The organism is Bacillus sp. JJ864 (assembly GCF_036963045.1).
GTDB classification, from domain to species: domain Bacteria; phylum Bacillota; class Bacilli; order Bacillales; family Bacillaceae_G; genus Bacillus_A; species Bacillus_A pseudomycoides_C.
In genome coordinates, this window is the sequence record NZ_JBALLY010000056.1 from 9,035 (window position 1) to 20,028 (window position 10,994).

At 37.4% G+C, this 10,994-nt stretch carries 8 protein-coding genes and 2 pseudogenes; 2 read left to right on the forward strand and 8 right to left on the reverse strand.

Annotated elements, in window-relative coordinates; all coding sequences use genetic code 11:
• Positions 1-465, forward strand: a 465-nt coding sequence (locus V7024_RS10265) for a CAP domain-containing protein (RefSeq protein WP_335519160.1), incomplete at its 5' end; no start/stop codon positions are given.
• A gap of 67 nt (positions 466-532) precedes the next feature.
• Here V7024_RS10265 and V7024_RS10270 read toward each other — a convergent pair.
• The gene (locus V7024_RS10270) at positions 533-655 is read right to left on the reverse strand and encodes a hypothetical protein (RefSeq protein ID WP_335519162.1); all 123 of its coding nucleotides are present in this window, start codon (positions 653-655) and stop codon (positions 533-535) included.
• A 294-nt stretch (positions 656-949) separates the two neighbouring features.
• On the opposite strand from V7024_RS10270, the gene V7024_RS10275 reads away from it, so the two are divergent.
• Positions 950-2,113, forward strand: a complete 1,164-nt coding sequence (locus V7024_RS10275) for an MFS transporter (protein ID WP_335519164.1) — start codon at positions 950-952, stop codon at positions 2,111-2,113.
• A gap of 254 nt (positions 2,114-2,367) precedes the next feature.
• Here V7024_RS10275 and V7024_RS10280 read toward each other — a convergent pair.
• The 7 genes and pseudogenes from V7024_RS10280 to V7024_RS10315 form a co-directional block, all read right to left on the reverse strand.
• Positions 2,368-3,468: pseudogene (locus V7024_RS10280) on the reverse strand (immune inhibitor A domain-containing protein); the annotation flags it as partial.
• 335 nt (positions 3,469-3,803) lie between these two features.
• Positions 3,804-5,495, reverse strand: coding sequence for an IS200/IS605 family accessory protein TnpB-related protein (locus V7024_RS10285; protein ID WP_335519167.1), 1,692 nt, complete (start codon positions 5,493-5,495; stop codon positions 3,804-3,806).
• 267 nt (positions 5,496-5,762) lie between these two features.
• Positions 5,763-6,407, reverse strand: a complete 645-nt coding sequence (gene fsa, locus V7024_RS10290) for a fructose-6-phosphate aldolase (RefSeq protein WP_335519168.1) — start codon at positions 6,405-6,407, stop codon at positions 5,763-5,765.
• Positions 6,408-6,983: 576 nt separating this feature from the next.
• On the reverse strand, positions 6,984-7,883 hold the full coding sequence (rbsK, locus tag V7024_RS10300) for a ribokinase (RefSeq protein ID WP_335519171.1): 900 nt from the start codon (positions 7,881-7,883) through the stop codon (positions 6,984-6,986).
• 29 nt (positions 7,884-7,912) lie between these two features.
• Positions 7,913-8,269, reverse strand: a pseudogene (locus V7024_RS10305) (transcriptional regulator); the annotation flags it as partial.
• A gap of 168 nt (positions 8,270-8,437) precedes the next feature.
• Positions 8,438-10,069, reverse strand: coding sequence for an MDR family MFS transporter (locus V7024_RS10310; RefSeq protein WP_335519172.1), 1,632 nt, complete (start codon positions 10,067-10,069; stop codon positions 8,438-8,440).
• A 19-nt stretch (positions 10,070-10,088) separates the two neighbouring features.
• Positions 10,089-10,547, reverse strand: a complete 459-nt coding sequence (locus V7024_RS10315; protein ID WP_335519174.1) for a MarR family winged helix-turn-helix transcriptional regulator — start codon at positions 10,545-10,547, stop codon at positions 10,089-10,091.
• Positions 10,548-10,994: the final 447 nt, after the last annotated feature.

Genomic DNA, 10,994 nt, shown 5'->3' on the forward strand with positions numbered 1-10,994 from the left:
GAAGCCGAAAAGCGGGAAGAAGCTAGAAAGCTGGAAGAAGCTAGAAAGCAAGAAGAAGCTAAAAAACAAGAGAATAAAAGTCATGTACTAAATGCGTTTGAAAAACGTGTTGCTGAGCTAGTTAATGTAGAACGAGCGAAAGTGGGCTTATCTCCATTACAGATAGATACAGAGCTTAGTAAAGTAGCACGTATAAAATCAGAGGATATGTTGAAAAATAATTATTTTTCTCATACTAGTCCAGTTTATAATTCACCATTTGACATGATGACACGTTTTGGTATTTCCTATTCCGCAGCAGGTGAAAATATTGCTAAAGGGCAACAAACACCAGAAGTAGTTATGGACGCTTGGATGCACAGCCCAGGGCATCGTGCAAATATTTTAAATGAGAATTTCACTTATATAGGTGTTGGCTACGTGGCACAGGGAAATATTTGGACGCAACAATTTATCAAAAAATAAATAAAAATTGTTGATAAACTCGAGTTTTTAGCAAAAAACTTTTTTGGATTTAAATTATGAAACGAATTCAACCGTTTGATAATGGTATTCCACAAAAGTTTTGAACGACAGAAGTCATTTTTACGAATGGCTTCTGTTTTATTATTGTAAGCGGCAAATATTCCCCACCTCCAATTTGTAAATAACTCATGAGATAATCTCCTTACATACTATATAAATACAAATTAAAAACTCTCTTTCTTTTTAAGCGGATGAGAGCATCTGGCCATGCATAGAAGTGATCATGTTGTATTCTGTATAACAGCGACTTATACGTTGAAGAATTTAAATAGATTAATATAAGTATAGTGAAGACATGTAAAATCTATTTTTCACTGTCTTCTAATACCTTTCCTCCTCTATAATCCAATGCGCAAATTTCCAAACATACCAATCAATTTCATTGCGGAGAAAATTAGCATTATGTCATAATAGCACAAGAGAGGTGAAAGAGTTGAAGTACTTTATTTATTTTATTGTTATCATCGCATTTTTCGATACATTTTCACAGTTACCAATTATGAGTACATACGCACAAAATCTAGGCGGAACTCCCCTTATTATCGGTCTTGTCGTTGGAATGTACTCATTTGCTAATATGATAGGTAATATTATTGCAGGTGCCTCTGTTGATAAATATGGACCAAAAAGAGTTCTTTATATTAGCATGGGCATTACAAGTTTCATAGTTTTATTGTATATCTTTGTTCAAAGCGGAGAACAGCTTATTATCGTTCGTTTTCTGCACGGATTTAGTGACGGTTTCTTAATACCAGCCGCCTTCACTTTCTTATCAAAACAAACAAAATCAACGAAACAAGGGAAAGCAATGGCTATATCTGGTGCAGCCGTTGGAACAGCAGCAATTATCGGTCCCGCTTTTAGTGGGATTATGAAAGCGAAGGCTGGTATCCACTGGGTCTTCATTACCGTTTCTATCTTAATGGTACTTGGTACAATGATCTCGCTTTTCTTACTGCCAAATCATGTAACAAGAACAAAAACCTCACGGATGCAAATGATGAACAAGGAAGAGCTGCTCGAATTATTAAAGTTCGAACCATTATTACAAGCATATATCGGTGCTTTCACCTTAATGTTTTCACAAGGAATTGTCACATATATGCTACCTGTAAAAATAGAAGCCTTAGGACTAAAAACATCTACAACAGGAATGATGCTCAGTGTTTTTGGAATTACTGCAATCCTCTTCTTCTTACTACCTACAAATCGAATATACGATTTCTTTAACCGTCAAAAAATGATGGTCATTGGTATTGCAGTGATGGCACTTGCGCTATCATTGCTTGGTATATTTACAACAAAAGGCATGCTTTTCGTTGTAATGATGATTTACGGAATTGGATTTGCCATCCTCTTTCCTTCTATTAACGCCTTACTTGTTGAAAATACAACAGAAGACAATCGCGGAAAAGCATTTGGATTATTCTATGCCTTCTTCTCATTAGGCGTTGTGGCCGGCTCATTTACAATTGGAGCAATCGGCGCTTCACCGAGCGTAAGCTTTGTAATTGGAACAGCTTTCTTGCTTACCTTTGCTTCAACAATTTATGTACGAGGAAGATTTAAAAAAACAATGATGGGATAAACTCCATCATTGTTTTTTATTTTGAAAAGCAACACTTTGCTGACAGCAGTAGCCCTTCCCATAAGCAAGAATCCAAGCCAAAAATAGAATCGCTTTCGACAATTCCCCCGGAAATATTTTTTCTCTCCACATAACTCGATAAAATATTTAAGTATTTATTCGAAGCTGAATGTTTAAAATAAAAAAGCACATTCTCACAATAAAAAGAATGTGCCTTCTAAAAAAACATAAAGTATATTAATCTATTAATCTATTTATCTATGAATCCAAACTGCGCCTGCAGACTTATCTTCTGCTTGTCCTACAACTTGGAATTTCAATCCAAGTTGCGGAACTTTACGACCTGCATCTGGAATTGCACTATTGCTATATGTTTTCAAATCATCAAATGTTGTTACTCCCGGTAAACCTTGATAATCGAAAACACCACGAACAGCTGAGCTTACTTTCCATGCTGGTGTTTCTAATGTTGTATGAATATCATCTCCCTTTGTACTATAATAAGCTTTCTTACCAAATGCTGGTGTAATCGTCTTTACATCTTTATCTGGTAAATTCACTCGTACAATACTCGGACGTTTCGACTTTGTTACACTTTGATCTAAATATGTGGCGTATCCCATACCTCGATTTAATTTATTGTAGTCTACTTCAACAATATTTGCCCAGTTTCCGCCCATATTCTTTTGTAGGAACTCTTTATTTTGCGGTGAAAAACTTGTTGGTTCTGTCCCAGCAATCTTTCCAGTCCAACTTCCCCCACTCATCAGAGACCATGCTTCAACTGGCGAACCCTCACCTGTATCTTTTGTATCATATTCATCTGGTAATCCTAAATCATGTCCAAATTCATGGGCAAATACACCAACCGCACCGTCTTCTGGTTCAATCGTATAATCAAATGCAGCTATCTTTCCATCCCAATCTGGAACTGTTGCTTCTGTTCCTCCAATGGCATATGGTTTCTGACCTAGCTTAGAACGATGTGACCAGATTGCATCATCTCCAAGCTTTCCACCACCGGCTTCTTGTCCAACACCTGCATGAACGACCATTAAGTGATCAATCACACCATCTGGCTCATTGTAATTCCCATCACGATCATTATCATAGCGGTCAAACTGGTCAAAATCAGCTAAATTAAGTGCACTTTCTGCCGCCGCTTATAATGCCTCTTTTACAAGATCACGTGGGCTTAAAGGTCCTTTATTATCGTGACCACTCTTTTTATCAGCCCCATAATCTGCTGCTTTTCCTGGAACTGTAAGCCACTTAGTTACATAACCATCAACAGTATAACTTCCTCCAGATTGTTCTTCATAATATTGTTTAAATGTCTTTACTTTAGAGCCATCAATTGAACTACCCCCACTTATCGGCTAACGCCACTTGAAGTGGGGGATTCTAGAACCCCTTGTTCCGATGACAACAGGTTCCGAAACCTCCTCCGTTCAACAAGAGAAGTTCTCTATACCGTCAATCCGAAGTATCCATAGATGACCCATTTCTGCCCCTGTATAAGCAGACAAAAAAAGGTACGCCCTCCTCTTCAAGCGGCATAGAGGAGAGAACATAAGGCAATGCCCCCAGCTTCCTAGACCACATCATCTGCTCTGGTGAAAGGAGTAAAAGACTGGTACCTTGTGTTCTGTTTTGTATCGTTAAGAAGTAGGTCGAGTAACCCGTAATCTCATCCTTTATACGCAAGCAATTTGCGCATTCCTTTTCTTTCTTCTTCCGTTAGCTCCATATGAGAGCCATTTATACCATCATGAGGCCGATTTACATCAAACAACGTATACAATACATGTGTACGAACAGCTAGTTGTTTGTTCCATATGTTCCATATGTTCCATTGTTTCCAATGATGCATGTTCGTTAGATCCATATAGGTTTTGAACACGCTCGGTACCTTCTCTTGATAACCTAACCCGCGTCTCCCAATCGTGAAAGCAGCTGCTTGATGAATGGAGATGCCAAATTTGCGCATATACTTGATTTTTCCGGAAATCGATGTGTACGCTGGGTTTACTTGCTTTACATCCACCCCCATCTTGTTTGCCCGGTTTTGGATCGCATCTATCATCTTTCGGTACGCAAACATACTTTTCCTTCGATTTTTCTTCTTGCTATCGTACTTGTTCCCCGTTTTCGAGAGCGTAGTGTCCAGCTTCTCGAGCACAATTGGTTTGTTCTTTCGGACAGCCAATTCGACAAGACGAATCGCCTCTGCTTCTAAAATTTTTGTAATAGCACCGGAACATTTCCCCTCTAAAGAAAAAGAAAGAATGCCGCTTTCGAGATAGTTTCCATCTTTCGAAACATTTCCCCAGGCCAAATGATCGTAGTTACAATCTACTCCAATGACACCGTCACTTGTACTAAAGTTGATGTAAGAATTGCTTTCTACATCTACCATACATTTGATGAGGTAATACGCTCCGTAGTCTTCAATAGACCAAGAAATCGGCTCACCGTACTTCTTTTTTTGTTTACACGCAATTTGTCCGGCTACTACATGATTGACGATGTCTTGTCCATACGGAAACATCAAAAATGGGAAAGTCCACACGTTTCCATGTATAGAGGTAAAAGAGAGTTCCTGTTTTTCGATATTGTATTGAAAAACAAAGTTACCATAGCGAGCATCTTTGCGGCCGAAAATCATCATCTGTTTGTTTCGAGCCGCAGAAAAAAGGGGTTTCCATCCTTCATGATGTGTTACAAATTCTTCTTTTGTAAACTGAGATCGAAACAATTTTTTTGTGCCAAACACAGCACTTGGAACATGTTCTTGTAGCTTTTCTTTCTTTTGTTGCAGGCGATCGAATCGGTGCTTCAACCGTCCGATTTTTGCCTTTATGTTCTTGATTTTTTGATCCAAATGGCCATGTTCAAAAGAATAGAAGGTCAGCCAAATCATCGTTTTCTTTGGAAGAAAAAGGGATATAATCCCACTTGGTTGGATGGTAAAAGAAGTATTTTTAGGAAATTTCGGTTTCCCTTTCTTAAAACTCTCTTTCACTTTTTTCATCTTGGTTAGATAGGAGCGTTCAGATTTGAGTTTCTTCTTGAGGTCTTTGATTTTCTCATCAATTTGTTGAAGATGGAGTATTTGTTGTTCTTTTACAGCGGAGAATAGGGCAATCGCTTCTTGCCGAGCACTATTGGCATAATAGTCGTTAAGACGAAAGCGTTTCTTTAAGACAATTTGTAGACTTTCATTATGCAGATTTCGGCTCCAGCGCTTTTCACGAATCAAAGTTTGAAAGGCAAAACGTTTCGCTTGATTGAAAATGTGCAAAACATGAGACAATTCGTTCACAAGTGCAGTTGGTAAGGTATGTTTATACACCCTTTGAGAGAAATAGGTTTTCCTCATTTTCCTTCTTCACCACCAAACAAGAACATTCGTTCCTTTTCTGGTTCTATTTTATACAATCCAGGAAGCGATTTCAACAAATACATGAGATTTTACAGAAAAATTTCATGTGTATGAGAATCAGACAGAAAAAGGAGCTGCAAGAGCCCCCATTCATCCCCTCCTTACCGCTGGGCTCTGCCCTTCACGCGTTTGAAGAAGAGGTCTTCTGGGATAAAATGATAAAAAAATGGCTCAACATTTACGTTGAGCCATTTTTTTATTTTATTAACCTTGTGTTTTTTCCCAGTCAGCTAAGAATTTCTCAATTCCTTGATCTGTTAATGGATGTTTCACTAATGAAGCGATAACATTTGCTGGAATTGTTGCGATATGTGCACCGTTTAACGCTGCTTCTGTTACGTGAACAGAGTGGCGTACAGATGCCGCAATGATTTCTGTTGGAATACCATGAATCGCGAAGATATCAGCAATTTGACGAATTAAGTCCATGCCGTTATGACCGATATCATCTAAGCGACCTAAAAACGGAGATACGTACGTTGCACCAGCACGTGCTGCAAGTAATGCTTGTACTGCTGAGAATACTAATGTTACGTTTGTACGAATTCCTAAATCAGAGAACGCTTTTACTGCTTTTAAACCTTCTGTTGTCATTGGTACTTTTACAACAACGTTTGGTGCGATTTTCGCTAATTCTTTTCCTTCTTCAATCATTTTATCTGCTTCTAGGCTAATAACCTCTGCACTTACAGGTCCTTCTACAACACTGCAAATTTCACGAATACGCTCATGGAAATCTACGCCTTCTTTTGCAACAAGAGATGGGTTCGTTGTCACACCTGCTAATACGCCAAGGTCATTTGCCTCTTTAATTTCGTCAATGTTTGCTGTATCAATAAAAAATTTCATGTTTTTTTCTTCCTTTCTGAATGTAAGTATGTGTTTATTTTTTCTTAATACGGTCTAATTCAACCAAAATAATTTTTATTTTTTTCCTTTGCCACACTTACTACCGATGTAACTGCATTGGAATCCGTTGAAATGATACCGATTACACATTGTTTTTAAACGAGGTTTTGTACATCGACTACTATTCATTTTACGGTAATATTAGCAAACGCTTCCAACATTCCGTAACGAACAGAAATGATTACTGTCATACACGTTACAAGAATTATCAAAGCAATAACTAAAAGTAGTTGTCAGACGTCTGTCCATAAAAACGAATATAAAGCCCCTAAAAACATCATTGTTGATAAAAGGTGCTATTTTTCTTTCCTCAATGATGAGACCGTTTACAATTCTAATAATAAAATCAGCAAGCAATCCCACTCCTATTGCAAAGAATAAATCCATACCAACAATAAGTGTACGTCATAATGCTAAAATAGAACGTACCGATAAGTCAATACCTCTACAGTAAAATTACGCTAAAAGTCATAATTTCAAATGCATTTGACAGTTCAATATATGCTAATTAAAACTTTACCATCCTACAATCATCTGTACTTCTCGTAATTTATCTCTTGATGGCATACCACCTTGAGCTCCTAATTTTGTTACAGAAAGCCCGGCTGCAATGTTTGCAAAACAAATCGCTTTTTGCAATTCTTCTCCTTCTGCGATCGCAACTGCTAATGCACCATTAAATGTATCTCCAGCTCCTGTCGTATCGACAACTTCAACAGAAATGCTTGGTACATGAACTAGTTCTGTGCCATTATGGAAGCGAACACCGTTTCCACCTTCCGTCATCAACAATTTATTAGGATATTTTTCAAGAAGTGATTCCATCGGTGATGTAAAGTCATCTAGAACAATTCGACATTCATGCTCATTTGGTGTAATGTACGTTGCTTTTTGTAACACTTCCTCTGGCAATCTTTGCGCTGGAGCTGGATTTAAAATAACTGGAATTTGATGCTCTTCACAAATATTTAGTACATATTTTACTGTTTCAAGTGGAATTTCGAGTTGCAAAACAACCATATCCGCTTTCGTAAGAAGATCTTTTGCGCGATTTACAAGTTGTTCATTTACAGAACGATTTGCACCTTGTACAACGATGATACTATTATCTTCTTCAGCCAATACGATATGAGCAATGCCTGTTGTTTCATGCGTAACCGCTTCCACATATTCATTAAAAATATGCTCATTCTCTAAATTTTTTCGAACAAATTTTCCGTAATTATCATTTCCAATTGCTCCAACCATCGCAACATTTGCGCCTAAACGTGCTGCAGCTACAGCTTGGTTTGCACCTTTTCCACCTGGAACAGTATGAAATGCTTCCCCAATTACTGTTTCACCAGCTTTCGGGCGTTTTTTTGAGATGGCAACTAAATCTACGGAAATACTGCCAACCACTACAATATTTGGCAATCTCTTTCCCTCCTTACTGTACCGAATGCGATACGATCAATTGCTATAACCGGCACTTTAAAATTCATGTAATTACCGCTATTTTGCGGACTTTTTACAACAATAAAGTGAAACTTCGATCAGAAATACATAATACAACTGTATATCTTTGTTCATGAGCTACGTCTTTTTACCGTCCGGGCTACCTATGGAAAGAATGGATTTATGATGTTTGGACGATTAACTCGATTAAACGATAACTCTTATTCTATAGAGAACGTGCCACCGTACTTGGCTTATCATGCTCGCTTTACTTTTTGAAGTGTATCTTCATGCACATAGCCATTCCTTGACATGGTTGCAACAGATATCTCTGCTAGTTTAGCGGAGTCTTTTATCGTATACATTCTTTTCCCTTTCTATCATATGTAACCGTTTACGGAAATAATATAACGTATTCATGAAAATCCGTCAATTATTTGTAAATGACAAGATAACATCCAAAATCGCTCTCCCACTAGTAAAAATTGCGATTACATATAAAAAAGCATCGCCACTACTGGCGATGCTCTTTTTTATAATGAAACAGATACACTTGCATCTTTTTCTTCTTTTTCTTCTACTTCACTCTTTTGTTCTTCTGTTCCCTTTTTACGATCAGAAAGGTTAATTTTCTTCAAGAACAATGTAAATACAGCACCAACGAGAATAAATACTAATCCAGTTATAAATACATGGTGAAGAGAATCTAATAATGATGTCTTTAATACAGGCACAATGCTATTTGCAATTGGTTCTGGGATTTTCTTCAATGCTTCTGGACTAAATAACATTGAATATAGCCCTTGTGGATCTGTGTGAATCATATCTTTAAACTTCGTCACGATTTGCCCTGCTTGTGGTGGGAACGTATTCAATACAGGCACTAACTTATCTGTTAATACTGTACCAGATGTGTTATTCATAATGGAACCTAAAATCGTAATCCCAAATGTACCACCGATTTGACGGAAGAATTGACTTGATGAAGTTACAACTCCAAGATCTTTTTTCGGGAAGCTTTCTTGTAATGCTAATGTTAAAGTTGGCATTACAAGGCCCATTCCGAAACCAATAATCATCATATACGACGTTGCAACGAGCTTACTTGTATGCATATCCATAGTCGTTAACATCCCAAAGCCGCCAGCCATAACCAGCATCCCAGTAATAATTTGTGGTTTTACTCCAACTTTTAATACAAGCTGACCGCCAATAATACTCGTGATGATCATCGTGATCATCATTGGCGTCATAATCGTTCCTGATTCAGCAGCACTTACACCGACAATACCTTGCATAAAGAATGGAACAAACATGATTGCTCCGAACATTCCAATACTCATAAAGAAACCAATTGCATTTAATACTGTAAATGTACGATTTTTAAAGAAATGGACAGGTAAAATCGGTTCTTTTGCTTTTTTCTCGACCATCACAAAGCTTATAAGACCAATCACCGCAAGTGCAAATAACCCAATGATTTGCCAAGAATCCCAAGCGTAGTCTTTTCCGCCAAATGTTAATGCTAATAATAAGCTCACAACACCGACGATCATCGTGAAAATACCAGCGATGTCAATTTGAATTGGTCCAGTTTGTTTCTTCCCTTTTAAGCCAATTGCGATAAAGATTGTCGCTAAAATCCCAACTGGTAAGTTAATGTAGAATACCCATCTCCAGTTCATTGAATCAACAATCCAACCACCAATTTGCGGACCAATGACAGAAGCAAGACCATAAAGCGCTCCAAAAACCCCTTGCCATTTCGCACGTTCTTTTCCTGTAAACATATCCCCGATGATAATCATAGCCATCGGCATCATAATACCGCCGCCAAGCCCTTGAATAGCACGGAAAATAATTAATTCTGTCATACCATTTGCCATACCACAAAGCGCAGAACCAATCATAAAGACGATTAATCCTGTCATATATACAGTGCGGCGACCTAATAAATCGGCTAATTTACCAGCGATTGGTACAACCGTTGTTGATGATAACATATATGCTGTTGTTAACCATGTCATTAAACTTAATCCGCCAAGTTCACCGACAATACGTGGCATTGCTGTACCAACGATTGTTCCGTCTAATGCAGCAAATAACATTGCGATAACTAAACCAATTAACAACAACGTTCTATTTTGATTTGCTTGTTGTTCCATATAATCTCCTCAACTCTCTTTATTTTGTCTCTTTCTTCTCTGATGATTGACAAATAATTGCTTCTAGCTTCTCAAATAATCGCAACAAGTCTTCTCTCTCTTGTACTTCTAATTCGGAAAAATACTTGGCAATATGTTGATTACGAGCAATCATTGCCTCTTCTAGAACAGCTTTCCCCTTTGACGTTAACTCAATTACAACAACGCGACGATCAGTTTCATCATGATAACGTAGAACCAAATCTTGATCGATTAAACGATCAATCATGACTGTAATTGCACTCGGTTTCACATACATTTTCTTCGCTAATGTTGTTGCTCTTGATGCACCGTAATGATCTAAAATTTTTAAAATATAAAATTGCGGTGGTGTTAATCCAGATGACTGTAATTTCTCTAATAACTCCGTTTGCAATTTCTTGCTAATAGAAAATGCAAGAGCTTGAATTTTATCTATATGAGTCATGTCATTTTGCATATTCTCTACCCCTTATTTAAACAATGAAATATTTAACGTCTTTAAATATTAAACTTTATAACTAATAATGTCAATCATTTTGTTTCTTACAAAACTTCGTAATTTTTTCAGTAAAAAAATTACATAAAAACCCCTTTCTTTTTAAAGGGGCGAGAGCATCTGGCCGTGCATAGAAACGGTCAGAGCCTTTTCCTGCCACATACCGGGTTTTAAACAAAGGGAACAAGCAAGTAGCAGTCATGTTGTATTTTGTATAGCAGCGACTTATATGTCGAAAAATTAAAATGGATTTATATAAACGAAGTACTAGGATGATTTTTCCATAACAAAAAACTACCATTACTATGTATACAAAACATAGCAATGGTAGTCTTTACTTGTTTATCCCGCTATTCGTGGGCAGTAATACTCCCACCTCAAAATTCAGCGAAAGCATTGTCCAGTTCC

Coding starts and splice junctions, on each gene's coding strand:
- fsa (WP_335519168.1), bottom strand. CDS start 6,407: ATGAAATTTTTTATTGATACAGCAAACATTGACGAAATTAAAGAGGCA.
- V7024_RS10315 (WP_335519174.1), bottom strand. CDS start 10,547: ATGCAAAATGACATGACTCATATAGATAAAATTCAAGCTCTTGCATTT.
- V7024_RS10285 (WP_335519167.1), bottom strand. CDS start 5,495: ATGAGGAAAACCTATTTCTCTCAAAGGGTGTATAAACATACCTTACCA.
- V7024_RS10310 (WP_335519172.1), bottom strand. CDS start 10,069: ATGGAACAACAAGCAAATCAAAATAGAACGTTGTTGTTAATTGGTTTA.
- V7024_RS10270 (WP_335519162.1), bottom strand. CDS start 655: ATGAGTTATTTACAAATTGGAGGTGGGGAATATTTGCCGCTTACAATA.